At 65.1% G+C, this 24,695-nt stretch carries 21 protein-coding genes; 13 read left to right on the top strand and 8 right to left on the bottom strand.

Annotated elements, in window-relative coordinates:
- Positions 1-118: 118 nt before the first annotated feature.
- Positions 119-2,404 carry a molybdopterin cofactor-binding domain-containing protein gene (locus ACE10Z_RS00835; RefSeq protein WP_375786255.1) on the bottom strand — a complete coding sequence of 762 codons (2,286 nt, stop codon included), beginning with the start codon at positions 2,402-2,404 and terminating at the stop codon, positions 119-121.
- On the bottom strand, positions 2,401-2,892 hold the full coding sequence (locus ACE10Z_RS00830; protein ID WP_050425001.1) for a (2Fe-2S)-binding protein: 492 nt from the start codon (positions 2,890-2,892) through the stop codon (positions 2,401-2,403). Before ACE10Z_RS00830 ends, ACE10Z_RS00835 begins: the two co-directional genes overlap by 4 nt.
- A 287-nt stretch (positions 2,893-3,179) precedes the next feature.
- On the opposite strand from ACE10Z_RS00830, the gene ACE10Z_RS00825 reads away from it, so the two are divergent.
- Genes ACE10Z_RS00825 through ACE10Z_RS00815 form a run of 3 tightly spaced genes read left to right on the top strand, consistent with a single transcriptional unit; the run spans position 3,180 to position 5,035 of the window.
- The gene (locus tag ACE10Z_RS00825; protein WP_375786254.1) at positions 3,180-3,953 is read left to right on the top strand and encodes an alpha/beta fold hydrolase; all 774 of its coding nucleotides are present in this window, start codon (positions 3,180-3,182) and stop codon (positions 3,951-3,953) included.
- 23 nt (positions 3,954-3,976) lie between these two features.
- On the top strand, positions 3,977-4,315 hold the full coding sequence (locus tag ACE10Z_RS00820; protein ID WP_375786253.1) for a hypothetical protein: 339 nt from the start codon (positions 3,977-3,979) through the stop codon (positions 4,313-4,315).
- Between the two features lie 48 nt (positions 4,316-4,363).
- A complete protein-coding gene (locus tag ACE10Z_RS00815) occupies positions 4,364-5,035 on the top strand; it encodes a dienelactone hydrolase family protein (RefSeq protein ID WP_375786252.1) in 672 nt (223 codons plus the stop codon).
- A 94-nt stretch (positions 5,036-5,129) separates the two neighbouring features.
- Here the strand turns inward: ACE10Z_RS00815 and ACE10Z_RS00810 are convergent, their stop codons facing one another.
- From ACE10Z_RS00810 to ACE10Z_RS00800, 3 genes are all read right to left on the bottom strand, one after another.
- Complete coding sequence (locus ACE10Z_RS00810; RefSeq protein WP_375786251.1) at positions 5,130-5,879, bottom strand: polysaccharide biosynthesis/export family protein; 750 nt, start codon at positions 5,877-5,879, stop codon at positions 5,130-5,132.
- A gap of 125 nt (positions 5,880-6,004) precedes the next feature.
- Positions 6,005-6,661 (bottom strand): peptide-methionine (S)-S-oxide reductase MsrA, encoded by a 657-nt coding sequence (gene msrA / locus ACE10Z_RS00805; RefSeq protein ID WP_375786250.1) that lies wholly within the window; start codon positions 6,659-6,661, stop codon positions 6,005-6,007.
- Positions 6,662-6,790: 129 nt separating this feature from the next.
- Positions 6,791-7,108: a hypothetical protein gene (locus ACE10Z_RS00800; protein ID WP_375786249.1), complete on the bottom strand. Its 318-nt coding sequence runs from the start codon at positions 7,106-7,108 to the stop codon at positions 6,791-6,793.
- Between the two features lie 372 nt (positions 7,109-7,480).
- Here ACE10Z_RS00800 and rpsT point away from each other — a divergent pair, with 372 nt between their 5' ends.
- From rpsT to ACE10Z_RS00755, 9 genes are all read left to right on the top strand, one after another.
- Entirely contained in the window at positions 7,481-7,747 is a 267-nt protein-coding gene (rpsT, locus tag ACE10Z_RS00795) for a 30S ribosomal protein S20 (protein WP_029079417.1), read from the top strand.
- A 1,239-nt stretch (positions 7,748-8,986) separates the two neighbouring features.
- On the top strand, positions 8,987-10,417 hold the full coding sequence (gene dnaA, locus ACE10Z_RS00790; RefSeq protein WP_375786248.1) for a chromosomal replication initiator protein DnaA: 1,431 nt from the start codon (positions 8,987-8,989) through the stop codon (positions 10,415-10,417).
- 280 nt (positions 10,418-10,697) lie between these two features.
- Positions 10,698-11,816 (top strand): DNA polymerase III subunit beta, encoded by a 1,119-nt coding sequence (gene dnaN, locus ACE10Z_RS00785; protein ID WP_375786247.1) that lies wholly within the window; start codon positions 10,698-10,700, stop codon positions 11,814-11,816.
- Positions 11,817-11,866: 50 nt separating this feature from the next.
- On the top strand, positions 11,867-12,154 hold the full coding sequence (locus tag ACE10Z_RS00780; protein WP_212057902.1) for a GIY-YIG nuclease family protein: 288 nt from the start codon (positions 11,867-11,869) through the stop codon (positions 12,152-12,154).
- Between the two features lie 47 nt (positions 12,155-12,201).
- Entirely contained in the window at positions 12,202-13,338 is a 1,137-nt protein-coding gene (gene recF, locus ACE10Z_RS00775) for a DNA replication/repair protein RecF (RefSeq protein WP_375786246.1), read from the top strand.
- 229 nt (positions 13,339-13,567) lie between these two features.
- Complete coding sequence (gene gyrB / locus ACE10Z_RS00770; RefSeq protein WP_375786245.1) at positions 13,568-16,003, top strand: DNA topoisomerase (ATP-hydrolyzing) subunit B; 2,436 nt, start codon at positions 13,568-13,570, stop codon at positions 16,001-16,003.
- Between the two features lie 237 nt (positions 16,004-16,240).
- Entirely contained in the window at positions 16,241-17,533 is a 1,293-nt protein-coding gene (gene murA / locus ACE10Z_RS00765) for a UDP-N-acetylglucosamine 1-carboxyvinyltransferase (RefSeq protein ID WP_375786244.1), read from the top strand.
- A gap of 174 nt (positions 17,534-17,707) precedes the next feature.
- Positions 17,708-19,153, top strand: a complete 1,446-nt coding sequence (locus tag ACE10Z_RS00760) for an MATE family efflux transporter (protein ID WP_375786243.1) — start codon at positions 17,708-17,710, stop codon at positions 19,151-19,153.
- 3 nt (positions 19,154-19,156) lie between these two features.
- Entirely contained in the window at positions 19,157-19,813 is a 657-nt protein-coding gene (locus tag ACE10Z_RS00755; protein WP_375786242.1) for a 2-hydroxychromene-2-carboxylate isomerase, read from the top strand.
- A gap of 7 nt (positions 19,814-19,820) precedes the next feature.
- On the opposite strand, the gene ACE10Z_RS00750 is transcribed toward ACE10Z_RS00755, so the two are convergent.
- Positions 19,821-20,960, bottom strand: a complete 1,140-nt coding sequence (locus ACE10Z_RS00750; protein ID WP_375786241.1) for an aromatic acid exporter family protein — start codon at positions 20,958-20,960, stop codon at positions 19,821-19,823.
- Positions 20,961-21,107: 147 nt separating this feature from the next.
- On the opposite strand from ACE10Z_RS00750, the gene ACE10Z_RS00745 reads away from it, so the two are divergent.
- Positions 21,108-22,478, top strand: coding sequence for an MmgE/PrpD family protein (locus ACE10Z_RS00745; RefSeq protein ID WP_375786240.1), 1,371 nt, complete (start codon positions 21,108-21,110; stop codon positions 22,476-22,478).
- Positions 22,479-22,802: 324 nt separating this feature from the next.
- On the opposite strand, the gene ACE10Z_RS00740 is transcribed toward ACE10Z_RS00745, so the two are convergent.
- Together ACE10Z_RS00740 and ACE10Z_RS00735 are read right to left on the bottom strand one after the other, a co-directional pair.
- Positions 22,803-23,093: a DUF1330 domain-containing protein gene (locus ACE10Z_RS00740; RefSeq protein ID WP_375786239.1), complete on the bottom strand. Its 291-nt coding sequence runs from the start codon at positions 23,091-23,093 to the stop codon at positions 22,803-22,805.
- 128 nt (positions 23,094-23,221) lie between these two features.
- Positions 23,222-24,649: a serine hydrolase domain-containing protein gene (locus tag ACE10Z_RS00735; RefSeq protein ID WP_375786238.1), complete on the bottom strand. Its 1,428-nt coding sequence runs from the start codon at positions 24,647-24,649 to the stop codon at positions 23,222-23,224.
- Between the last annotated feature and the right edge of the window lie 46 nt (positions 24,650-24,695).

Below are 24,695 nucleotides of genomic sequence, written 5' to 3'. Positions count from 1 at the left end.
AATCATGAATTTTCGCGATGTCAAAGACGTCGACGCCGCCGCCACCCGGCCGACGCCCGGAGCAAAGAAAAACGCCGGAGAGCGGCAAGCTCTCCGGCGTCTTCATTGGTTCAGGCCGTTACGCCTTCATCGCAGCCTTGACGGCCTCCGCGGTGATCGGCAGGCCGCGGACGCGGGCACCGACCGCGTTGAAGACGGCGTTGCCGATCGCCGGCGCCACCACCGTCACTGCGGGCTCGCCGACGCCGGTCGCCTTCTCGCCATTGGCGATGACGTTGACCGCGACCTCGGGCAGCTGGCTCATCCGAAGCGGCGTGTAGCTGTCGAAATTGGTCTGCTCGATGCCGCCGTCCTTCAACGTCGCCTTCTCGAACAGCGCCAGTGACATGCCCCACAGCGCCGCGCCCTCGACCTGGGCCCGGATGCCATCGGGATTCACCTGCGTACCAACGTCGGTCGCGACCGTCAGCTTCTTCACCGTCACCTCGCCCGAGGGGGCGACGGCGACATGGGCGACGCAGGCGGTCCAGCTCGCCGTGGCGCGCTCCTGCGACGACACGCAGGCCACGCCCATGCCTTCGCCCTTGGGCAGCTTCTTGGTGCCGTAGCCGGCGAGGCCCATCGCCGCGAGCAAGGTGTTACGGAGACGCTGCGCGCCGCCGTCGTTCTTGCCTTTGCCGTCGAGCAACTCGACGCGAAGCAGGGCCGGATCCTTGCCGGTCGCATGCGCGATCTCGTCGACCATGCTTTCGACCGCCCAGAACGTCCAGCCCGGCGCCACCGAACGGAGCTGACCCGACGGGGTGGCATTGTGCGCCATCTCGTTCTTGATCGCCCGCACATAGTGGTTGGGGACGGTGTAGAAGAAGTCCGAACCGTTCACCGTGAACGCATCGAGCGGTCCCTTCTTGTCGACCGAGGGCGACAGGAAGTCGGGGATGCCCCAACGCTGGGTCGGCCAGGCCGAGACCACATCGTGGCTCAATGCGACGAGCTTGCCGTCGCCGTCCACGCCGGCCTTTACTTTCTGGTAGGTCAGCGGACGCGAGAAATCCATCGTCATGTCGTTCTCGCGCGTGTAGATGACCTTGACCGGCTTGCCGACGGCCTTGGCCGCCTGCACCGCGGGCACCATCATGTCGGCGTCGAGACGCCGGCCGAAGCCGCCGCCCAGCCACATCTGATGCATCACCACGAACTTCGGATCGATCCCGGCGGCGCCGGCTGCGATCGCACCGGAGCGCGTCGCGAACTGGTTGCCGGAATAGATGTGCAGGATGTCGCCCTTGAACTCCGCGGTGGCGTTCATCGGCTCCATCGGCGCGTGGATGTTGATGTTGGTGGTGTATTCCGCCTCGAGCACCTTGGCCGCCGTGCCGAAGGCTGCGTTCGGATCGCCGTCCTTGACGAAGAACTCGCCGGAATCGCTGAGCCCCTGAAGCCGCTTGGCCTCGGCGAACAGCGATTCGCTCGACAGTTTGGCGTTCGGACCGCCATCGTAGTCGATCTTCAGCGCCGCCGCCGCCTTCTTGGCGTTGGCGTAGGTATTGGCGACCGCGACGACCCAGCCGGTCGTGGTCGTGGTCTTGTCGTCCAGGGTGACGGCCTTGATGAAGCCCGGCACCTTCTTGGCCGCGCTATCGTCCACCGACTTCACGGTGGCGCCGTAGCGGACCGGCGGGGTGACCAGCGCGCCGTGGACCATGCCCGGAAGCATCACGTCGATGCCGTACTTGGCCGTGCCGTTGACCTTCAACGGAATGTCGAGCTGCGGCACCGAGACGCCGATCATGGTGTACTGGTCGGCCGACTTCAGCTTGATCGCCTTCAGATCATCCGCCGTGAAGGTCTTGGTCGCCTTGCCGCTCTTCACCACCTCGGCAAACGACATCGACTTCTTCGACTTCGGATGGCTGATCGTCGAGGCGCGCACCACCAGCTCGCTGGCCGGCACGCCCATCGAGGCAGCCGCCGCCTCGGTCAATGCGATGCGGCCGGCGGCGCCGGCACGGCTCATAGCGTCGAAGTTCATCATCGTCGACCAGCTGCCGCCGGTGATCTGCGCTCCCAGCACGGGATCGTTGAACTTCGGATCGTTGGAGGCGAGCTGGACCCGCATGTCCTTCCAGTTCGCGCCGAGCTCTTCGGCCACGATCTGCGCCATCGTCGAGGCGACGTGCTGGCCCATGTCGGCCTTGCCGCAGGTCACGGTGACGAGGCCATCGGGCGAGATCGAATACCAGACGCTCGGCTCGAAATTGGCGGGCGCGGGCGCCGCAAGCGCGTGGTCGATGCCGGACGCGGCGTAGCCGAGCACGAGACCGGTTGCAGCGGTGCCGACCAGGAACGAACGGCGGCTGAGATCGGTCGTCTCAGGAGCGAGGTTTTTCACGTGCTTGTTCATGTGGCCCTCCGCTCGGATCCGGTGGCCGATGCGGTGCGCATGTCGGACGCAGCGCGCATGATCGCCTTCTGGATTCGTGAATAGGTCATGCAACGGCACAGATTGCCGTCCATATGCGCGACCACTTCTTCCTTCGTCGGGTTGGTGTTCTTCGACAGCAGCGCTGCTGCCTGCATGATCTGGCCGGACTGGCAGTAGCCGCATTGCGGCACCTGCTCGGCGACCCAGGCCTTCTGCAAGGGATGTTCGCCCTTGGCGGAGAGGCCTTCGATGGTGGTGATCTTCTTGCCGACGGCGTCGGCGAGCGAGGTCTGGCAGGACCGCACCGCTTCGCCGTTGAGGTGAACCGTGCAGGCGCCACAGAGACCGGCGCCGCACCCGAATTTGGTGCCCGTCATCTGCAATTGCTCGCGGATGACCCAAAGCAGCGGCGTGTCATTGGCCGCCTCGACGGACATATTCCGTCCGTTGATATTGAGATTTGGCATCTCTCTCCCCTTCCGGTGTAGGAAGCCGCTTACGGCGGCAACTCACTTTTGGGTCATGGCTGGCGCCCACCGGGTAAGCGACAGTTGCCGAAACAATGATCCGGTTCCCGGCTGGAGGCAATCCAATTTGGAATTGATCGAAAAGAATAAATTTCGGAAACTGCCGGTTGTGCGATGCGGCAACGGCATGAAGCTTTTGATATGCCAGTATTGATGCCGTATCGATCAATCCTACCAAGGTCGGTAGCGCAGCCGCACCTGACGTCGACAACAGAAGGAGCCCGTCAATGGCCAAGCTCAACCGCAGCGGCGTCGATATCTATTACGAGATTCACGGCAGCGGCCCACCCCTGATCCTCACCCACGGCTATTCGTCGACGTCTGCGATGTGGCAAGGCCAGATCGAGGCGCTGTCGAAGCGGCACAGGCTGATTCTGTGGGACATGCGCGGGCATGGCCAGTCCGACTATCCCGACAATCCGGATGCCTATAGTGAGGCGGCGACGGTCGGCGACATTGCAGCCCTGCTCGATGTTGCCGGCGCAGACAAGGCGATCGTCGGCGGCCTGTCGCTCGGCGGCTACATGTCGCTTGCCTTCCACCGCGCTCATCCGGAGCGGGTGCGCGCGCTATTGATCATCGACACCGGCCCGGGATTCAAGAAGGACGACGCCCGCGAAGGCTGGAACACGCGCGCCCGCGACACCGGCGACCGCTTCGATCGTGAAGGGCTCGAGGTGCTGAAGTCGCTGAGCGCCGAGCGCGCGTCGGTCACGCATCGCAATGCCAAGGGCCTGGCGCTCGCCGCGCGCGGCATGCTGGCACAGCGCGATGCGCGGGTGATCGAGTCATTGCCCGGGATCAAGGTGCCGTCGCTGGTTGTGGTCGGGGCTGACGACACGCCGTTCCTGGCGGCGTCCGACTACATGGCGGCGAAGATCCCGGGCGCGCAGAAGGCGGTGATTCCGAACGCCGGCCATGCCGTCAACATCGATCAGCCGCAAGCCTTCATCGCCGCCGTGCTGCCGTTCCTCGATGGTCTCGAGGCTAGCGCAGCGTGAAAGGCCAAATGAAGGATCAGGCCATGAAGACGATCGCCGTCGCCCTGCTGCTGACTGTGGCCGCCACGGCCGCCAGCGCGGAGAAGCTTCCGCCGTTCGGCGGACCCGCATCGGCTTTCACCGCGACGCTCTCCAACAACATACCGCTGGTGTTCGGCATGGACGTCGCGGACGCGCAGCGCGCGCTCGGTACCCCCTTCACCCATGTCAGCGGTCGGCCCGGCAACGAGATCTTCCTGACCTTCCGTGACCTCGGCGGCAGCGGGCTGTTCCCGCACCATGACCGTCTGTTCCTGCAATTTCGCAAGCACCGGCTGACTGGCTGGAAGGCGGACTGGGGCGAGAACTGGATGTGGCGCTGAGCCTCATCGATGACCTTCATGCAACCCCCAACATGACAAGGATGGACCATGGGACAAGACATCAAACTGAAGGCTTCGGATGGCTTTGAACTCGGCGGCTATCGCGCCGATCCCGCCGGCGCGCCGAAGGGCGCGATCGTGGTGATCCAGGAGATCTTTGGCGTCAACCACCACATCCGCTCGGTCTGTGACCGGCTGGCGAAGGAAGGCTATGTCGCGGTTGCGCCGTCGATCTTCGACCGCATCACGCCGAACTTCCAGAGCGGCTATTCTCCCGACGAGGTAGCCGAAGCGCGGAAATTCGTCGCCAATCCGGACTTTGCCGCGATGCTGCGCGACAGCCAGGCGGCGATCGACGCGGTGAAGCCGGTCGGGCCGGTCGGCATCATCGGCTTCTGCCTCGGCGGCAGCATCGCTTATGCGGCCGCCACCAAGCTGACCGGGCTGTCGGCCGCGATCGGCTATTACGGCGGCGCCGTGATCCGCTTCGCCGACGACAAGCCGACTGTGCCGACGCAGCTGCATTTCGGCGAGAAGGATGCCGGCATTCCCTTGAGCGATGTCGAGACCATCAAGTCGAAGCGGCCCGAGGTCGAGGTCTTCATCTACCCCGGCGCGCAGCACGGCTTCCATTGCGACGAGCGCGCAAGCTACGACAAGGCGAGCGCCGACATCGCCTGGCCGCGCAGCATGGAATTTTTTGGAAAGCATCTGCGCTGACCGTCATTGCCGGGCTTGACCCGGCAATCCATCATCTTCGAAAGACTCTTCGTAGATGGATGCGCGGGTCAAGCCCGCGCATGACGAGCGGTGGTCAGAACCAGCGCTCGCCGACGAACACCGTATCGCCCGGGCTCATCGGCGTGCCGAGCGGCACCACGAAGCGGCCAGCGCCGGACGCATCCGTATGGGTCAGCGTCACGCTATCGCGGCGGGCGCGCGGCGAGAAGCCGCCAGCGATCGCGACCGCGCTTTCGACGGTCATGTTCGGCACGTACGGATACTGGCCGGGAGCCTGGACTTCGCCGAGGATGAAGAACGGCCGGTAGGATTCGATCTCGACCGCGACCGAAGGCTCGCGGATGAAGCCGTTGCGCAGGCGTGCCGAGATTTCACCGGCGAGCCCGGCCGGCGTGCGGCCGCGCGCCGGCACCGAGCCGATCAGCGGCATGGTGATCGAGCCGGCAGCGTCGATCGCGTAGGAGTTGGTCAGGCCTTCCTGGCCGTAGACCACGACGCGGAGCTTGTCGCCCGGGCCGAGATGATAGGAGTTGTCGTAACCGGCGGGCCCACCCGGTGCGGCGGCATAGACCACCGGGGCGGCGACCGGCGCGGCATAGCCATAACCAGGAGAAGCGCTGGCGAAGGCGGAACGCAGTGCGCTGATCGCACCACCGCCGCCTCCATCGGCAACCGGGGCGGGTGCGTAGGCCGGTCCATAGGTGACGGCATCGACACCTTGCGGGCCGACGGCGACCGGACCGGACGTGCTCATGCAGCCAGACAGCGCGAGCGCAGCCACAACGGCAGTGATCGGCAATCGTAACGCGCGTGCAACCGGCACCGGACCTATCCCTCAACGGCGAGACAAGCCCAGTCTTGCACCACTTATGGTTAACAAAGGGTTTTCGAGGACCGAGTGGGAGCCGGAAGGCCCGCCTCCCCTCGATTTAGCGCATGACAGGGCGATCAGGCGGTGACGCCGACACCGATCGGGCAGGACACGCCGGTGCCGCCGAGCCCGCAATAGCCCGCCGGATTCTTTGCGAGGTATTGCTGATGATAATCCTCGGCGAAGTAGAACTCGCCGGCCGGTGCCACTTCCGTCGTGATCGCGCCGAGGCCCTTGGCGGCGAGCGCCTTCTGATACATCGCCTGCGACGCATCGGCGGCTTTGCGCTGCGCGTCGCTGAACGTGTAGATCGCGGAACGATATTGCGTGCCGATGTCGTTGCCCTGGCGCATGCCCTGCGTCGGGTTGTGGTTCTCCCAGAACGTCTTCAGCAGCTTCTCGTAGGAGATCTTCTTCGGGTCGAACACGACCAGCACGACTTCGGTGTGGCCGGTGCGTCCCGAGCACACCTCTTCATAGGTCGGGTTCGGCGTGTGGCCGCCGGCGTAGCCGACCGCCGTGGTGTAGATCCCGTCGCCGAGCTCCCAGAACTTCCGCTCCGCGCCCCAGAAACAGCCGAGTCCGAACACGGCCTGCTCGAGGCCTTGCGGATAGGGTGGCGTCAATTTGCTGCCGTTGACGAAATGCGTGGTCGCGGTCGGGATCGGCGTCGCGCGGCCTGGCAGCGCCTCGGCGGCGCTTGGCAACGCGGTGGTCTTGCGCATGAACAACATGGATACCTCCGGGCGGGACATCGGCCGACGCGGCAACGGCCTGCGGGCCGGCTGTCACCTATATATGTCCTTACGCGGATGATGGCAGCCCCGTTACTGACGGCTGCGGCCAAGGGGGCTGAAGCCAGCTCAGTCGCGTGCGTAGCCGATCAGCGGCTTGCGCGGCCGGAACAGAATCATCAGCAAGATGCCGGCAATGCCGAGCACGGCGAACACCGGCTGCTCCAGAAGCACGCGGATCACGTCGTTCCACAGCCAGGGCGCGGAACGATCCACCCAGGCATGGAACACCTGCTGGCTCGACTGGTGGATATCGTTCCAGAACTGGCCGAATTGGGTGAACCGCAGGCTCTGGTCGGCGACGTAGCGGGCCCCGTCATAGACCATGAAGATGAAACTGCCGGCCAGCAGCAAAAGGCCGATCAGGCGGAAAAAGCCGCGGATCATGCGTCACCCTAACTCCCTGTCGCGCCCCACGCGTCGACAGGCCTTACCGGGCGCCCCCTGGAAATTCAACCTCTTCAGCGGCTTATCCGGCCCTCGCGAGGCCGATTTCGGGCCCTTTTTCGGCCCCGAAAGCGTTGACGGTTAAGCCTGCGCCATCTATAAGACCGGCCGATGGCGGCGGGCGCAATCCTGCCGCCGCTGTTCTTTGGACAGTGCCGCATGCGGGGGCAGCATTATGCGCTCTTCGCATGGCCGCCTCAAGGACACCCAAGAATACACCTTGGACAAATACATCAGAGTTGAGATTTGAACCGGCCGGTGCGCGCAAACCCGACCACCGAGCGATCACCGCCGAAGGACAGTTAGAGAACCATGGCCAACACCACCTCCGCCAAGAAGGCGACCCGCAAGATTGCCCGCCGCACCATCGTCAACAAGTCGCGCCGCACGCAGATGCGTGGCGCGGTGCGCACCGTCGAGGAAGCGATCAAGAGCGGCGACCGCGAGGCGGCACTGAAGGCGATGAGCAAGGCCGAGCCCGAACTGATGAAGGCAGCGCAGCGCAACATCATTCACAAGAACCTCGCGAGCCGGAAGGTGTCGCGCCTCACGCAGAGCATCGCCAAGCTCGCCAAGTAAGCTCAGCGAGTAGAGCTCGCCGCGTGAGCTGACTGAAGCACGCATTTGTCACGAAGCCCGGCTCGCGCCGGGCTTTTTGTTTTGGTCTCGCATTTTGTCGTGGAAGTTTCATAGCGCGAGAAGAGTCGGCGTTGCCGCGCAACGAACTGCGTGTCATGTTTCGTCGCGTCCGTAGTTCTACCGGCTCAATATGCTTAACGCGCCACACTCGCGCTCAGATTGTTCTGCGCTAAGCTGGGTAGATGGAATAGCGCGCGAATATCTCGCGTTGAAAATTGCGAAGCGGGGTTACCCTGCAAAAGCAATCGCGAAAAATGACGTCTCGCGAATTACTTATGCACATAGCGTCGAACAGCGATTGGAAAAATGACCGGCGCGAGACCAAATGTAAATTTTCTATGAAAAATTTTTGGTATTGCACCGTCGTTTGTGACGCGCGTGAATCTGTGCGCTGATTCAAAACCTTGCTTTCGCAACTCTGCGTCGGCAACACCGCAACAGTCGCGAAGAGTCTCGACCCCCGTCGAATCCACGGATTGTCAGAAAATGCGCTTGGTGTATTTATTTCTTGTTCGCGACGCCCACGGCTCTCCAGATCAGCGCGGTTTGAGACCCAAGGGCGGACGTGCAAATCGGCGGCGGTGTGCGCGTTAGCGACGCTTTCCAAGCGAAGCTGGATTGACGGCTCATAGCGATATGAGGACGGTCGACCTGTGTCAAAATATCTCCCGCGATGTCCCCGGCAATTTGGGGGATCGAACAAGAGAGACCAGGACGTCAGTCGGAATCTGGCAGCGGGAACGCGGCGCGAGCGAACGGATTGACGACGACACGCGGCGGCGAAGCGCCGGGCATTTCGGTGTTCGGTAGCGGCAGTTCGATTTTGAAGACACCAGCAAGCTGACAACTTGCCGCGATACGTCGCGGTGGGAGGGGGAGGACTTATGCCTTACGGTATCATCACTGCAGTCGAACCAACGACAGCCCAAGCGCAGATTTCCTGTGGTGCCGTAATCAACCCCTCGGACGCTGGCTCTTACCCGCAGAGACCGTCGAGTACGCGCTGACCTCGCGGGACGCATCTTCTCCAAACAGCTGACCTGTCGCGTGGCGCATGGCCGCCACACGGGAGAGCTTTGTCCGGAGCAGACCGCGCCCGCTAGAGGTCGCGTCGTGGCAGGACCCCTGCACGGCGCTTTCGCAATCATCATCTCTCAGTTTTGGAAAAGTACGAAGGCAATGACGAACACGGAACAGGATCGCTGGTCGCGGGTAAAGGGACGTTTGCGGACGAGCGTTGGCGAGGACGTCTACACGAGCTGGTTCGCACGGATGGATCTGGAGAGCGTGCACGACGAGAGCGTGCATCTGTCGGTTCCGACCCGGTTCCTCAAGAGCTGGATCCAGGCGCATTACGCCGAACGCGTGCTCTCCTGCTGGCAGGCCGAGATGCCCGAAGTACATCGCATCGACCTCACCGTGCGCTCGGCGATCCGCGCGATGGCTCCGGTGAAGGAAGCGGCTGCGCCCGCCGAAGTGCGCCGTGTCGAGCGCAATGACGGCCGTCCCGCGCCTGAACTGCGCTCGTTCGCGACGGCGCCGGTGTCCGCCAGCCATGACGCGCTCGGCGGCTCGCCGCTCGATCCGCGCCTGACCTTTGCAAGCTTCGTCGTCGGCCGTTCCAACACGCTGGCCCATGCGGCGGCGCGCCAGGTCGCGGAAGGTCGCCGCGGCGATCCCGTGATGTTCAACCCGCTCTACATCCATGCCGGCGTCGGCCTCGGCAAGACGCACCTGCTGCAAGCCGTGACCTGGGCCGGCAATTCCGGCGGCGAGCGCAAGGTGCTGTATCTCACCGCAGAAAAGTTCATGTACGGCTTCGTCGCGGCGCTGAAGACGCAGACGGCGCTGGCGTTCAAGGAGGCGCTGCGCGGCATCGACGTGCTGGTCATCGACGATCTGCAGTTCCTGCAGGGCAAGTCGACGCAGGCCGAGTTCTGCCACACGCTGAACGCGCTGATCGATGCCGGCCGTCAGGTCGTGATCGCGGCCGACCGTCCGCCGTCCGACCTCGAAAGCCTCGACGACCGCGTGCGCTCGCGGCTGGCCGGTGGCCTGGTGGTCGAGATGGGTTCGCTCGGCGAGGAACTGCGGCTCGGCATCCTGAAGTCGCGCGTCGCCGCGGCCCGCGCCCACCATGCGACCTTCGACGTGCCGGAGGAAGTGCTGGACTATCTGGCGCGCACCATCACCCATAACGGCCGCGACCTCGAAGGCGCGATCAACCGCCTCTTGGCGCACTCCAAGCTCAACAACCAGCCGGTGACGCTGGATATGGCCGAGCGCGAGGTGCGCGACCTGATCCGCCCGCAGGAGCCGAAGCGGATCAAGATCGAGGACATCCAGCGCGTGGTCGCCCGGCAATACAATGTCAGCCGCTCCGACCTCTTATCGTCGCGCCGCACCGCCAATGTGGTGCGCCCGCGCCAGGTTGCGATGTATCTGGCCAAGACGCTGACCCTGCGTTCGCTGCCGGAGATCGGCCGGCGCTTCGGCGGCCGCGACCACACCACGGTGTTGCACGCGGTGCGCAAGATCGAGGCACTGGTCGCCAAGGACACGACGCTGTCGGAGGAAGTCGAATCGCTGAAGCGTCAATTGCAGGAATAAGACTGCAGGAATAAGGCCGCCTCATTTGGCTGGCTCGTTCCACGGCCCTCCCCTTTATCAAGAGGGGTGGGCTAAACTTTTTTCCGGCCCAAAACGTGGGGAACGGGGCCCGTTTTGTGCCCGTATCCCTTGCACCGGCCGCCCATCCGCGCCACCTTGCGGTCCCCCCGTGGGTTTGATCAAATCCGGTATTGATCCGGCTTATCGGGTTTCCAATGCCGCGGTGCTGCCCTGAACGGCCGCCCGGCTTTTTCATCTGAGGGATCTGGCGGGTATTGCAATGAAGGTCACCGTCGAGCGCGCGCAACTCCTGAAATCGCTGGGCCACGTTCACCGCGTGGTCGAGCGCCGCAACACCATCCCGATCCTCGGCAACGTGTTGATCCGCGCCGAGGGCGCCAAATTGTCGCTGAAGGCGACCGACCTCGATCTCGAGGTGACGGAGACCCTGGCCGCCGAGACCGGAACCGCCGGCTCGACCACGGTGCCGGCGCACATGTTCTATGACATCGTCCGCAAGCTGCCCGACGGTTCGCAGATCGTGCTGGAGGCCGACGGCGACCGCTCGGTGCTCGCGGTGCGCGCCGGCCGCTCGCGCTTCACGCTGCAGACCCTGCCCGAAAGCGATTTCCCGGGCCTTGCCGCCGGTGACATGACGCATTCGTTCTCGCTGCCGGCGTCCGACATCAAGCGGCTGATCGACCGCACCCAGTTTGCGATCTCGACCGAAGAGACCCGCTATTACCTCAACGGCATCTATCTGCACGCCGCCGGCAGCGCCAAGGCTGCGACCCTGCGCGGGGTTGCGACCGACGGCCATCGTCTGGCGCAGATCGACCTCGCGCTGCCCAAGGGCGCGACCGGCATGCCCGGCGTGATCGTCCCGCGCAAGACGGTCGGCGAGGTGCAGCGGCTGATCGAGGGCGACGACGCCGATATCTCGATCGAGCTGTCGGATGGCAAGATCCGCTTCACGCTCGGCAATGTGGTGCTGACCTCGAAGCTGATCGACGGCACCTTCCCGGACTATGGCCGCGTCATTCCGCAGAACAACGACAAGGAGCTGGTGGTCGACAAGAAGGATTTCGAGGCCGCCGTCGATCGCGTCTCGACCATTTCCAGCGAACGCGGCCGCGCCGTGAAGCTGGCCTTGTCCGCCGGCAAGCTGGTGCTCTCGGTCACCAACCCGGATTCCGGCAGCGCCACCGAAGAGCTCGAGGTCGAGTACGCCTCCGACGCGCTCGATATCGGTTTCAACTCGCGCTATCTGCTCGACATCGCCGCCCAGATCGAGGGCGAGGTCGCGGTGCTGAAGCTCGCCGATCCCGGCTCGCCGACCCTGGTGCAGGACCGCGACAGCAAGGGCGCGCTCTACGTGCTGATGCCGATGCGGGTGTGATGATTTCCTCTTGTCATGGCCGGGCTTGACCCGGCCATCCATCCAATCAAATGACCTACTGGGTGTACATCCTTGCCAGCAAGCCCGGTGGCACCCTTTACGTCGGCGTGACCAACAATCTGGTCCGGCGCGTCTACGAACATCGCGAAGGTTTGGCCGAGGGCTTTACTAAGAAGTACGGCATCAAGACGCTCGTCTACTTCGAGGCGCATGAGACAATCGCTGCCGCGCTTCAGCGCGAGAAGAACATCAAGCACTGGTCTCGCGAGTGGAAGATTGATTTGATCGTCGCCGGCAATCCCGACTGGCGCGACCTATATGATGAAATTGTCCGCTAACGCGGACGATGGATTGCCGGGTCAAGCCCGGCAATGACAGAGTAGACATGACCCCGTCCCGCATTCATCGCCTGTCGCTGACGCATTTCCGCAATTACCGGACGGCGACGCTGCAGGTCGCGGGCGACATGGTGGTGCTGGTCGGGCCGAACGGCGCCGGCAAGACCAATTGCATGGAGGCGGTCTCGTTCCTGTCGCCGGGACGCGGGCTGCGCCGCGCGACCCTGGAGGACATCGCCGACAATCAGGGCGACGGCTCCTGGGCGGTCTCGGCCGAAGTCGAGGGCGCGCTCGGCCTCGCCACGCTCGGCACCGGCATCGATCCCCCGACCGGGGAGGCGAGCAACAGCCGGCGCTGCCGGATCGATCGCGAACCGGTGGGTTCCGCGACCGCGTTCGGCGATCATCTGCGCATCGTGTGGCTGACGCCGGCGATGGACGGCCTGTTCATGGGCGCCGCCTCCGAGCGGCGGCGCTTCTTCGACCGCCTGGTGCTGGCGATCGATTCCGAGCACTCCAGCCGGGTCTCGGCGCTGGAGCGCTCGCTGCGCTCGCGCAACCGGCTGCTTGAGGTCCGCAACTACGACGACCATTGGTGTGATGCGATCGAGCGCGAGACCGCAGAGCTTGCGGTCGCGGTCGCCGCATCGCGCGGCCAGACCGCCGCCAAGCTCGCCACGATGCTGCACGAGCGCGGCGCCGCCTCGGCCTTCCCGTCCGCCGAGATCATGCTGGACGGCTGGATGGAGAACGCGCTGCTGCAGGAGCCCGCGACCGCGGTGGAGGACCGCTACCGCGAGATCCTGCGCGCCAGCCGGCCGCGCGACGCCGCCGCCGGGCGCACGCTCGACGGACCGCATCTGACCGATCTGCAAGTGGTCTACGCGCCAAAGAACATGCCGGCGCGCGACGCCTCGACCGGCGAGCAGAAGGCGCTCTTGATCGGGCTGGTGCTGGCGCATGCCACGATGGTCGCGGAGATGACCGGCATCGTGCCGTTGCTGCTGCTCGACGAGGTCGTCGCCCATCTCGATCCCAACAGGCGCGAGGCGTTGTTCGACGAGCTTGCCAAGCTCGGCGCACAGGTCTGGATGACCGGCGCCGATCCTGCCGCCTTTCTCGACATCGGCCCGACGGGAGAGATTTTCGACGTCGAATCCGGCCGCGCCACACGACGCGGCTAGATGCGCGAAATCGTCTCCGAAAGGGGCTCGAATCTGCCTTCGAATCGGGCTTTTCAGAGCCTCCGGAATCGACCTTTGAGCGCCTTGAAACAGGCCGAAAAAATCCTATTTATTCAATAGTTTGTAGACAGAGACTTTGCGCTAGGCGCAACTGCTCTTTCATGGCACAAATAGCGGAATCAGCGCCTCATTTTGTGCAGCTGATTCGGGACATCCTCGAAGGCCTCACATGACTGAACCTGCCCGGCAGACCCCTGCCGAATCTGAGCATCCCATTCCGGCCGAATATGGTGCGGAATCGATCCGGGTGCTGAAGGGCCTCGACGCCGTCCGCAAGCGGCCCGGCATGTATATCGGCGACACCGACGACGGTTCCGGCCTGCATCACATGGTCTACGAGGTCGTCGACAATGCGATCGACGAGGCGCTGGCGGGGCATGCGAGCCGCGTCCTGGTCACCCTCAACGCCGACAATTCCGTCACCGTGTACGACGACGGCCGCGGCATTCCGGTCGGCATCCACAAGGGCGAAGGCGTCTCGGCGGCCGAGGTCATCATGACCCAGCTGCACGCCGGCGGAAAGTTCGACCAGAACTCCTACAAGGTATCCGGCGGTCTGCACGGCGTCGGCGTCTCCGTCGTCAACGCGCTGTCCAGCAAGCTCGGCTTGCGGATCTGGCGCGACGACAAGGAGCACTACATCGAATTCGCGCACGGTGATGCCGTGGCGCCGCTCAAGGTGGTCGGCGATGCCCCGGGCAAACGCGGCACCGAGGTCACCTTCCTCGCCTCGACCGAGACATTCAAGAACGTCGAATACGATTTCGCGACGCTTGAGCACCGGCTGCGCGAACTCGCCTTCCTCAATTCCGGCGTCCACATCGTGCTGTCCGACATGCGCCACGCGGTCGAGAAGCGCGAGGAAATGCACTATTCCGGCGGCGTCGAGGAGTTCGTCAAATATCTCGACCGCAACAAGAAGGCGATCGTGCCGGCGCCGATCATGGTGCGCTCGGAAGCCAACGGCATCGGCGTCGAAGCCGCGCTGTGGTGGAACGACAGCTACCACGAGAACGTGCTGTGCTTCACCAACAACATCCCGCAGCGCGACGGCGGCACTCATCTGGCCGGCTTCCGTGGCGCGCTGACGCGCCAGGTCAACGGCTATGCCGAGGCCAACGCGAAGAAGGAAAAGATCGCGCTGACCGGCGACGATTGCCGCGAAGGTCTCACCGCGGTGTTGTCGGTAAAGGTGCCCGATCCGAAATTCTCGTCGCAGACCAAAGACAAGCTGGTGTCCTCGGAGGTTCGACCGGTGGTCGAGAACGTCCTGAACGAGGCGCTGGCGGCCTGGTTCGAGGAGAATCCGAAGGAAGCCAAGGAAATCGTCGGCAAGGTGATCCAAGCCGCTGCCGCCCGCGAGGCTGCGCGCAAGGCGCGCGAGCTGACCCGCAAGAATCCGCTCAGCGTCTCCTCGCTGCCCGGCAAGCTCGCCGACTGCCAGGAGAAGGATCCGGCGAAGTCCGAACTGTTCATCGTCGAGGGCGACTCGGCAGGCGGCAGCGCCAAGCAGGGCCGCAACCGCGAATTCCAGGCGGTGCTGCCGCTGCGCGGCAAGATCCTCAATGTCGAGCGCGTTCGCCCCGACAAGATGCTGTCGTCGGAGCAGATCGGCACGCTGATCACCGCGCTCGGCACCGGCATCAGCGACGATTTCTCGGTCGACAAGCTGCGCTATCACAAGATCATCGTGATGACCGACGCCGACGTCGACGGCGCCCATATCCGCACGCTGCTGCTGACCTTCTTCTATCGTCAGATGCGCTCGATCATCGATGGCGGCTTTCTCTATATCGCCCAGCCGCCGCTCTATAAGGTCTCGCGCGGCAAGTCCGAGCAATATCTGAAGGACGAGCGCGCGCTCGAGGACTATCTGATCTCGACCGGGCTCGACGAATGCGTCTTCAAGCCGGCCTCCGGCGAAGACCGCTCGGGCCGTGACTTGCTGTCGCTGGTCGAAGACGCCCGGACGATCCGCTCCGTGCTGCGCAACTTGCACAGCCGCTACAATCGCGCGGTGATCGAGCAGGCCGCGATCGCCGGCGTGCTGACCCCGAGAATCACCAGCGATATCGCGACCGCCAACTCCGCGGCTGACTACATCGCCAAGCGGCTGGACGCGGTTGCCGACGAAGTGGAGCGCGGCTGGATCGGCACGTTCACTGAAGGCCAGGGTTTCCAGTTCGAGCGCACCGTGCGCGGCGTCAAGGAAGTGGCCGTGATCGACGACGCGTTTCTCGGCTCGGCCGATGCACGCAAGCTCGACGAATATGCGACCAGGTTGCAGGAGATCTACGTGCGGGCGGGCAAGCTCCGGCGCAAGGATGCCGAGCAGACCATTCACGGCCCGATCGACCTGTTCGAGGCCGTGACCGATGCCGCCCGCAAGGGCGTCTCGCTGCAGCGCTACAAAGGTCTCGGCGAGATGAATCCGGAGCAGCTGTGGGAGACCACGCTGGACACCGAGGCGCGCTCGCTGCTGCAGGTGAAGATCAAGGAGGTCGACGAGGCCGACGATATCTTCACCAAGCTGATGGGCGACGTGGTCGAACCGCGCCGCGACTTCATCCAGGAAAACTCGCTCAGCGCCACCATCGACATCTAGGGATCTGCTCCCGGCGGCCAAGCGGACTTGCGCTTTCCGACGCGATGGCTCGGCCAAGATGACGTGTCCGTGACAACGCGATCGGCACCGTCGCGCGGCTACCTTTCGTGTGGAAGCTGCGCCGGGAATTGTGTTACGGTGCCGGACAGCCATTGATTCCATTGCGGAATTTTGTGTGGCCAAGTTCGAATCCAAGTCTGAATCCAAGTCTGGATGATGCGTTAGGGGACATTCCGCGTGCCGCCGATCCAATACATCGTCGAAGGCGGCCGCCGCCTCTCGGGCACCATCGAGCCGTCGGGCAACAAGAACTCCGCGCTGCCGATCATCGCAGCTGCCCTGCTCACCGAGCATCCGGTCACGCTGACCAACGTGCCGCGTATTCGCGACACCGAAACGCTGGTCGAGCTGTGCCGTTCGGTCGGCGCCAGCGCCGAATGGACCGAGCGCAACACGCTGCAGATCCATGCCAAGGAGATCCGCGCCGCCGATCTCGATCCGGCGCTGTGCGCGCGGATCCGCGCCTCGATCCTGCTGGCAGGTCCGCTGCTCGCCCGCTGCGGCGAGGTCGCGCTGCCGCCGCCCGGCGGCGACGTGATCGGCCGGCGCCGGCTCGACACCCATTTTCTGGCCTTCGAGCAGCTCGGCGCCACGGTCACCGCGACGCACCGGCTGGAATTCCGCGCTTCCCGCCTGAAGGGCGCCGATGTGTTCCTCGACGAGCCCAGCGTCACCGCGACGGAGAACGCGCTGGTCGCCGCCGTCGCCGCCCGCGGCACCACCTATCTGCGCAACGCGGCCTCCGAGCCGCATGTGCAGGACCTCGCCAACTTCCTGGTCGCGCTCGGCGCCAGGATCGAAGGCATCGGCACCAACACCATCGTCGTGCACGGCCAGGCGACGCTCGGCGGCACGACCTACGCGATCCAGCCCGACCATATCGAGGTCGGATCGCTGATCGGCCTTGCCGCGGTGACCCGCTCACCGCTGCGCATCGCGCGCGCCGGCGTCGAGCATTTGCGCTCGATCCGGATGGGCTTTGAGCGGCTCGGCATCGTCTGCGGCATCGAGGGCGACGACCTCGTCGTGCCGTCGAACCAGACCATGAAGATCCAGGACGATTTCGGCGGTCACGTGCCGAAGCTCGAGGACCAGCCCTGGCCCGCCTTCCCGGCCGACCTGATGTCGATCGCGATCGTCACCGCGACGCAGTGCGACGGCGTCATCCTGATGCACGAGAAGATGTTCGAGTCGCGGATGTTCTTCGTCGACAACCTGATCGCGATGGGTGGCCGCATCGTGCTGTGCGATCCGCATCGCGCAATCGTGGCCGGTCCCAGCCGGCTGCGCGGCGCGCCGATGAACTCGCCCGACATCCGCGCCGGTATGGCGATGCTGCTGGCCGCGGTGTGCGCCAACGGCACCTCGACCATCAACAATGCCGACCAGATCGAGCGCGGCTATGAGCGGATCGACGAACGGCTCAACGCGCTCGGCGCCAAGATCAAGCGGATACCAACGCGATCGTGATCCGGGCATGATCCGGAAAAACGTGAAGCGGTTTTCCCGCGGCAAACGCCAAGTGTGTTGCGCTCGGACCATGCTCAAACGACAGTTTGGGCCGCGATGATCTCTGCGTGAGATCATCGCGTTTGGGCGGTTTAGCCATCCTTCCGGCCGGTTTGCCGTGCTAGACGTGCCGCCATGACCTGCATCGACAAGATCGACCCGGCCGTGTCGCGCGCGGCCGTCGTCGCCTCCGGGGCGGCGCTTGCCGTCCCTCGCAAGCTGCTCACGGCCGAGCTCGCGGAAACGCTGAAGCTCGCGGTGCCGCTTGCGCTGACGCAGCTCGGCCAGATCGCGATGATGACCACCGATCTCGCCTTCATCGGACGGCTCGGCAGCGAGAACGTCGCCGCGGCGGCGCTGGCGCATACCGTGTATTTCGTCAGCTTCACCATCGGCATGGGCATGATGTCCGCGGTCTCGCCATTGGCCGCACAGGCGTTCGGCGCGCGCAACCCGCGCGTGATGCGGCGCGCACTCCGCGTCGGCCTGTGGGCGGGATTCTTCATGGTGCTGCCGCTGATGGCGCTGCCGTTTCATGGCGAGCGCATCCTGCTCGCGCTCGGCCAGACCCAGGCCACCGCGCATCTGGCGCAGCAATATCTGTTCGGGCTCGCCTGGGGCATTCTGCCGGCGCTGTGGTTCATTGCGATCCGCGGCTTCATGAGCGCGGTGAACCGGCCGGAGCCGGTGCTATGGATCACACTCGCGGCGATCCCGGCCAATGCGCTGATGGTCTACCTGCTGCTCTACGGCAAATGGGGCATGCCCGAGCTCGGCATGTTCGGCGCCGGACTTGCGACCACGATCGTCAATCTCTGCACCTTCCTCGCCGGCGTGTGGTTCGCGGCACGACGCCGCCCGTTCCGCAAGTACCATGTGTTCAGCCGCGTCTGGCGCATCGACTGGCCGTTGATGGGCAAGCTTGTCGCCGTCGGCGCACCGATCTCGATCGCCTTCCTCTTGGAGTACGGCCTGTTCGGCGCGGCCGGTCTGCTGATGGGGCTGATCAGCACCACGGCGCTGGCGGCGCACCAGATCGCGCTGCAGATCGCGGCGATCCTGTTCATGGTGCCGTTCGGCATCAGCATGGCCGCCACCGTGCGGGTCGGTCAGGCGGTCGGCCGCCGCGACACCGACGCGGTACAGCGCGCCGGCTTTGTCGCGGTCGCGCTCGCCGGCGTCTTCATGAGCGTCATGACGCTCGCGGTGATCCTGGCGCGCTTCGAGATCGCGGCGCTGTTCCTCGGCGAGGCCTCTGACACCACCGCGCAGCTCACCGCGATGCTGCTCCTGATCGGCGCGACCTTCTTCATCGCCGATGGCGTGCAGACCACCACCGCTGGCGCGCTGCGCGGCATGAACGACACCCAGGTGCCGCTGCTGTTCGCCGTCATCAGCTATTGGCTGATCGGGTTCGCGTCGGCCTCTGCGTTGGCCTTCTGGGCCGGGCTCAAGGCGCCCGGCGTCTGGATCGGGCTGTCGCTCGGCACTGCGGTCTATGCGACCCTCCTGATCTTGCGTTTCCGCGTGCTGGCACGCAGACTGGTGAAGGTCGTCGAGGTCACACCGAACGGAGGCTAGCGCATGACCCTGGCGGTCGACCTGTTCTTCTCGTTCCGCAGTCCGTACAGCTATCTGGCGCTGCCGAAGACGCTGAGGATGGTCGCCGACTACGACCTCACGGTGAATTTGCGGCCGGTCTATCCGCTCGCGGTGCGCGTGCCAGGCTTCTTCAAGAAGACCAATCCGCAATTCGCCCGCTATGTGGTGCTCGACTCCAGCCGCGTCGCCAAGCATGAGAACATCCCGTTCCGCTTTCCGCGCCCGGACCCGATCGTGCAGGACATGACGACGCTCGACGTCGCCGAACATCAGCCCTACATCCATCGCCTGAGCCGGCTCGGCGCCGCCGCGCAGCTCGAGGGGCGGTCGCTTGCCTTCACTGCCGCCATCAGCCGCGTGCTGTGGGACGGCTCGGTGAAGGGCTGGAACGAGGGCGATCATCTGGCGAAAGCGGCCGCTGCTGCAGGCTTCGACCTCGCCGCGATGGATGCGGCGATCGCTGCCGATCCCGATCGCCATGAAGCGGTCGTCAAGGGCAACGAGGACGCGCACGCGGCCTCCGGCCATTGGGGCGTGCCGACCTTTGTATTCGAAAGCGAGCCGTTCTTCGGTCAGGACCGTATCGACCTCCTGATCTGGCGGATGGAGGGCAAGGGCCTCGCGCGCCGCTCGGCATAGCCAAAGGTCATGCCGCGCTCTTCTCCGACGTTTCCGCAACGATCTTCCCGGAAGCCTCTTCGTTGGTGCACCAATTGCCGTGGCAGCGCTTGAGGTCGCTCAGGTTCTGCCGCATCTGGTCGAGCGAAAATCCAAGTGCGAAGAACCGCTCCATGGCATCGACCGGAAGCCCCCGGGTCAGGCCCTCGCTGCGCACCGCGGCAACCTCCTCGCTGTAGGCATGCAGCGCGGCATCGACCGGTGCCATGTCGGCCGGGCCGCTGCCGGCGCGCAGGGCGGTCGCCACTGCCACCATATAAGTCACGATGGCGTTGCTGACGTCGGCCAATGGCCGCGCCAGCCTGGCCTGGATGTCGGCCGGCAGCGGCACGACGCAGGCGCGCCCGATCATCACGACGTCGTGCCGCAGCCGCTGAATCGTCCGCAGCAGCGGACCGGTGTCCGGCCCGGACGACAGATGCATGGTGCGTTCACGCTCGGCCTCGAGGCCGGTGGCGTGCAAATTGGTTACCGCGGTGCCGATGCCGTCCTGGATCCGGTGCAGTGCGTCGTTGTCGAGCCCGCGGGTCAGACCTGCGAGCAATTCGGCGAACGCCGCCGAGAGCAGTTCCAGCAGCTTCGATGCATTGACCCTGATCTGGCTGACCGCGCGCGACGGCAGCACTAGGAACGAGATCACAAGGCCAGTGAGCGCACCGACCGTGACCTCGAGCACGCGGTCGATCGCAGAATCCAAAGGATTGGAATGATGCATCGTCGGCAGCAGCAGCACGATCACCGCCGTCACCGTCGCCGAGTTCAGGCTGGGATTGAGCGCGGCGATGAACGCCAGCGGCACGATCGCCAGGACCAGCAGCGCCAGCAGGCTGCCCTCGCCGGAATGCGGGATCAGGACCGCGATCGCGCCGCCATAGATGGCGCCGCCGATGGTGCCGAGCATGTAGTCGCGGGTTGCCTTCAGCGAGCGGCCGACGCTCATCTGGGTCACGATCAGCGAGGTCAGCACCGCCCATAGCGGCAGCAGCAGGTGCAGCGCCAGTGCGATGGCATAGGCCGCGACGCCCGCGGACGCGATCCGGACCGCCAGCGCCAGCTGCGTCTTGCGGGTCCAGAGCTGGTCGAACATGCGTTTTGCGAAGGTCCTCATGCACCCTGATCCGCAATCAATGGAAAGGCCCGTGTTACATGACTTGAGGCTCAGCGGCCCGAAGCATGGCTGCTGCCCGCGGCGGCAAGGTGGCTTGAAAGGCCAAACCTGCCCGCCTACCCTGCGCCGCAAAATTGAGGAAACACGATGGCCCACGAAACCGCAACGCTCGCCGCCTACGTCGCCGACCTGAAATATTGCGATATCCCGCCGCAGGTGCTGGAGCGCGCCAAGGTTTTGACGCTGGATTTCCTGGGCGGCGCCATCCGCGCCCGCCGCGATGCGGAATCGACGCCCTCGCTGATGAAGATGCTGGAGGCGCTGGCGCTGGACGGCAAGGGCGAGGCCACGGTGTTCGGCGACACCAAGACCTGGACGCCGGCGGTGGCGGCGCTGCTCAACGGCGCGCTCGGCCATTCACTCGATTTCGACGACACCCACGCCGATTCCTCGCTGCATCCGAGCGCGCCGGTGGTGCCCGCCGCCTTCGCAGTCGGCGAGATGGTCGGCGCCTCCGGCCGCGACGTGCTGACCGCGATCGTCGCCGGCTATGAAGTGTGCTGCCGGCTCGGCAACGCACTGGACCCGACTTCGCATTATGCCAAGGGCTTCCATCCGACGGCGACCGCCGGCACCTATGGCGCGGCTGCGGCGGCGGCAAAACTGTTCGGGCTGTCGAAGGAACAGATCGTCTCCGCCTTCGGCGTCTCCGGCAGCCAGGCCGCCGGCTCGCTGCAATTCCTGGTCAACGGCGCCTGGAACAAGCGCTACCAGGTCGGCGCCGCCGCGATGAACGGCGTGATCGCCGCGACCCTGGCGCGCAACGACTTCATCGGTTCGAGCGAGTCGGTCGAGGGCAAGCACGGCCTTCTGGTCGGCTATACCGATGACGCCCACCCGGACAAGGCGGTGGCGGATTTGGGCCACACCTACGAGACCCTGAAGATCGGCGTGAAGCCCTATCCGAGCTGCCGCTATACCCACGCCGCGATCGACGCGCTGATCGCGATGCGGCGCGAGCACAATCTGACGCCGGACCAGATCAGGAAGGTCGAGATCGGCCTGCACCGCAACGGCATCACGTTGACTGGCGATGCCGCCACCAAGCGTCACCCGACTTCGGTGGTCGGCGGCCAGTTCTCGATGTTCTTCACCGGCGCGATCGCGCTCGACCAGGGCCATTTCGGCTGGGACGATTACGACCGGCTCGGCGATGCGGCGATCGATGCGCTCGCCGACAAGTTCGACGTCGTGCAGGACGACCGCCTCGAGATCGGCCGCACCCATCCGTTCGGCGCCCGTGTCTCGATCACCACCGACGACGCCGTGCATGAGCGCCTCTATGCCGATCCTTCCGGTGAGCCGACCTCGTTCCCCGATGCGCAAGCGATGCAGCAGAAGTTCCTGACGCTGGCCCGCCCGGTGCTCGACAAGCGCGCCGACCAGCTCGCGGACGCAATCCTGACGCTGGAGCGGTTCGACCGCGTCGAGAAGGCGACGCAGCTGGGACGGCAGTAAGCGAATCCACCGTTACAGCGCAGGCCGCGCGCCACACCCGCCGCTGTCGTCCCTGCAAGAGCGAACTGTGGCCGCAGCCCCGCACAACAATTCTCATTTGGGGTAATGGGTCCTGGCCTTCGCCAGGACGACGATGAGGATGGGTCGCAATTCAAGGCGTCACATCACGCGGTGTCATCACCCGCGCATGCGGGTGATCCAGTATTCCAGAGACGCCAGTGCTTGAACCGAGAGGCCGCGGCGTACTGGATCGCCCGGTCGAGCCGGGCGATGACAGGTGAGGATGAGGGCGCAGCTTCGCGCGCCCCCGAAATGACGAAGAGTCTACTCCTCTCCATCGATGATCACAAAATCCCCGTCCGAATATTTCTGCCGGATCGCCTTGGCGGCCTGATAGTCGGGGCAGGTGTAGCATTCCATCGCGGTGGCGCGATCCCGGAACTCGATGACGAAGTTGCGCTGGCGCGTCGCGCCTTCCATCACCTCATAGGGGCCGTTGCGCACGATGAAATTGGCGCCGTATCTGGCGAATATCGGCATCGCGGCGGCGAGGTATTCGGGATAGCGCGCTTCATCGTGCACCGTGACGTGCACGATCCAGTAGGCTTTCGGCATGATGGTCTCCGGCTGAGGCGGTTCTTGAAGAACTGTGGCGCACCTCCTGCGAGATGCGCCACGGCATCAGAAAATTCCGGAGATCGCGATTCAATCCACGATCGCGCGGGTGGTGCGTGACGCGCCAGTCAATTGCCGCCCGCGAGCCGCGCGCTTGTTGAGGTTGCCGTCACGACGTCACGGACCAGATCGGACACGCCGTCCGCCTCGGGCGGCATGTTCGGCGAGCGGCCGAGCCGGACGATGACGAGCCGCTGCGACGGCACGATCACGGCATATTGTCCAATCGTGCCCTTGGCGAAATACGCATCGCGCGGCCAGCCATGCGCGATGCGATGGTTGGCACCGAAGCTGTCGCCGAGGTTGGTCCAGAAGCCCGCGCCGTAGCCGACCCAGGCGTTCGGCGTCGCCGAAGCCGAATAGGCCGCCCAGCCCTCCGGCAGAATGCGCTTGTCGCCGGCCATCCCGTCATTGAGATAGAGCTGGCCGAGACGCGCCCAGTCGCGTGCGCTCGCCATCATCGCGCCCGATCCTTCCGGCGTGCCCGCAGCATCGAACTGCATCACGACATTGCGCATGCCGAGCGGACCGAACAGCTTTTCACGCGCGAAGCGGATGACGTCCGCCGCGTGCCCGCCGGCGGCGTTGCGGATCAGATGCGAGAGGATCAGGTAGTTGCCGTCATGATAATTCCAGACCCGGCCGGGCATGCTCTCCAGCGCAGCGCTCTCGGCGAAGGCGGCCATATCCGATTCCATGTACTTCATGCGGTTGACCGGCTCGAGCACGGACGCCAGCGACGCCTGCAGCGAGCTGCCGAGCGCAAGCCCTGCGGTGTGACGCAGTAGCTCGTCGACCGTGATCGCGTGGCGCGGATCGTCGGGATTCCGCCAGGCCGCGATCGGCACCGGCTGGTCGCGCGTCAGCCTGCCCTCGCGGACGAGGATTCCGATCAGGGCCGAGACCGCCGACTTGCTCATGGAGAAGCCGAGTAGCGGCGTCTCGATGCCGATACCGTCGGCGTAGCGTTCGGCGGCGACGCGACCGTCCTTCATCACGACGACAGCGCGGGTGTGGCGGAACGGCGGCTCCGCCGGCTCGGCAAAGGCGCGGTCGAGCGCGGCCCCAAGCTGCGCGCTTTGTGGCGCGACGAGCGCAGGACCTGCGATCTCGGGCAGCAATGCGGCTTGCGGCCTCGAGGGCGGCAGCGGGCCATCGGCCAGCGTCTCGCCGTGGTCGAGAGTGCAGCCCAGCCCATCGCGATAGACCGCATGGCTGCGGCCGAGCCCGAACAGCGTCACGGTGACGTCCTTGCGATCAAGGTCGACCTCGGTGTCCATCGCCCAGGTGATCAGGCCGGCCCCCGGCATCGCGTCCGTGGTCTCAGCCAGGTTTCGCTTCGGATCGAGCCCGCTGACGAAGGTCTCCGAGCAGACGACATTCGCAACAAAGCCGGTCGCGACGTTCGGCACGTCGCGGGCACGGGCGGCGGACAGCGCCAGCGCACCGCAGGCGGTGGTGGCGACGAGAACAAGAAAGAGCTTTCGACGGGTCACGGGATCCTCCGGCATGGCGCATTGGGCGCGTGGCCGGGATCAGGCC

The sequence above is a fragment of the Bradyrhizobium sp. Pha-3 genome (assembly GCF_042258615.1).
In the GTDB taxonomy this organism is placed as follows: domain Bacteria; phylum Pseudomonadota; class Alphaproteobacteria; order Rhizobiales; family Xanthobacteraceae; genus Bradyrhizobium.
Note: the sequence above shows the minus strand (reverse complement) of the source record. Positions and strands in the feature narration are given on the sequence as shown.

Coding starts and splice junctions, on each gene's coding strand:
- dnaN (WP_375786247.1), top strand. CDS start 10,698: ATGAAGGTCACCGTCGAGCGCGCGCAACTCCTGAAATCGCTGGGCCAC.
- gyrB (WP_375786245.1), top strand. CDS start 13,568: ATGACTGAACCTGCCCGGCAGACCCCTGCCGAATCTGAGCATCCCATT.
- recF (WP_375786246.1), top strand. CDS start 12,202: ATGACCCCGTCCCGCATTCATCGCCTGTCGCTGACGCATTTCCGCAAT.
- ACE10Z_RS00815 (WP_375786252.1), top strand. CDS start 4,364: ATGGGACAAGACATCAAACTGAAGGCTTCGGATGGCTTTGAACTCGGC.
- ACE10Z_RS00745 (WP_375786240.1), top strand. CDS start 21,108: ATGGCCCACGAAACCGCAACGCTCGCCGCCTACGTCGCCGACCTGAAA.
- ACE10Z_RS00835 (WP_375786255.1), bottom strand. CDS start 2,404: ATGAACAAGCACGTGAAAAACCTCGCTCCTGAGACGACCGATCTCAGC.
- ACE10Z_RS00760 (WP_375786243.1), top strand. CDS start 17,708: ATGACCTGCATCGACAAGATCGACCCGGCCGTGTCGCGCGCGGCCGTC.
- ACE10Z_RS00825 (WP_375786254.1), top strand. CDS start 3,180: ATGGCCAAGCTCAACCGCAGCGGCGTCGATATCTATTACGAGATTCAC.
- ACE10Z_RS00755 (WP_375786242.1), top strand. CDS start 19,157: ATGACCCTGGCGGTCGACCTGTTCTTCTCGTTCCGCAGTCCGTACAGC.
- rpsT (WP_029079417.1), top strand. CDS start 7,481: ATGGCCAACACCACCTCCGCCAAGAAGGCGACCCGCAAGATTGCCCGC.
- ACE10Z_RS00830 (WP_050425001.1), bottom strand. CDS start 2,892: ATGCCAAATCTCAATATCAACGGACGGAATATGTCCGTCGAGGCGGCC.
- msrA (WP_375786250.1), bottom strand. CDS start 6,661: ATGTTGTTCATGCGCAAGACCACCGCGTTGCCAAGCGCCGCCGAGGCG.
- ACE10Z_RS00780 (WP_212057902.1), top strand. CDS start 11,867: ATGACCTACTGGGTGTACATCCTTGCCAGCAAGCCCGGTGGCACCCTT.
- ACE10Z_RS00800 (WP_375786249.1), bottom strand. CDS start 7,108: ATGATCCGCGGCTTTTTCCGCCTGATCGGCCTTTTGCTGCTGGCCGGC.
- ACE10Z_RS00750 (WP_375786241.1), bottom strand. CDS start 20,960: ATGAGGACCTTCGCAAAACGCATGTTCGACCAGCTCTGGACCCGCAAG.
- ACE10Z_RS00740 (WP_375786239.1), bottom strand. CDS start 23,093: ATGCCGAAAGCCTACTGGATCGTGCACGTCACGGTGCACGATGAAGCG.
- ACE10Z_RS00820 (WP_375786253.1), top strand. CDS start 3,977: ATGAAGACGATCGCCGTCGCCCTGCTGCTGACTGTGGCCGCCACGGCC.
- dnaA (WP_375786248.1), top strand. CDS start 8,987: ATGACGAACACGGAACAGGATCGCTGGTCGCGGGTAAAGGGACGTTTG.